Consider the following 766-nt stretch of genomic DNA (forward strand, 5'->3'; position numbering starts at 1 on the left):
CGTCAATTCTATCTAAAGTTTCGTCACTAACCTTGATTTTTCCGCAAGGATCCAGTTCGTTTATGTAAATAATTCTGTCTTTACTAATCGTTTTTATCTGATCACATTTTGCGTAGGAAATTTTATTAAATCGTTGATAATGGTTAACAAGATCTTTTAATTTTCTATTAGTGTTTTCCACTTTTTCCATCCCTGCACCGTTGTCATAGATTTCTTTAGCTGATTCTGAATTGTAAGCATCTCCGTATTGAATCAAAAATTCCTGATATATTTCTTCTGCACTCCCTAAATCAAAAGGAGTAATTTCTGTAAGTGCATAGTGAATGATCGAAAAATAATCAAAACCAATTTTGTCAAGAATAGGTAATAAGAATCTTTTGGATTTTTGCTGTATAACTTCGTCAATCATAACAGAAAACTTTTTTTCTTTTGAACTAATTGGAAGTACCGTCAGATTCCTTGATTTTGGAGAATCATTTTTATTTAGGACAACAGCCCAGTGTCTATTTGATAATTCAGAGCCAATATTGATTCCAAAATCTACAAAGATTAAAGAACCACGTTTCAGAACATTGTAACTCTTGCTAGTGTTTTGTGTTTCTGACAAGAATAGATTAGATTCTTTTTCTAGCCAATTAGGCAAAAATCGGAATTTATTATTATTTTTAAATGTTGAATGAACTTTCTCAAAGTTTTTTGAAGCCTTTAAAATCTGTTTATTTTGTATTGTCATTTATTCCCCTCTATACACCCCGATAACTGCATA

General features: G+C 30.7%; 1 protein-coding gene. It reads right to left on the reverse strand.

Annotation, left to right across the window (positions count from 1 at the left end):
* Nucleotides 1-733 (reverse strand): type II toxin-antitoxin system PemK/MazF family toxin (locus tag HT703_RS11160; RefSeq protein WP_172930096.1); only part of this gene is annotated, 733 nt, incomplete at its 3' end.
* Nucleotides 734-766 lie beyond the last annotated feature (33 nt).

The organism is Streptococcus sp. 3874 (genome assembly GCF_013276425.1).
GTDB classification, from domain to species: Bacteria; Bacillota; Bacilli; order Lactobacillales; family Streptococcaceae; genus Streptococcus; species Streptococcus pseudopneumoniae.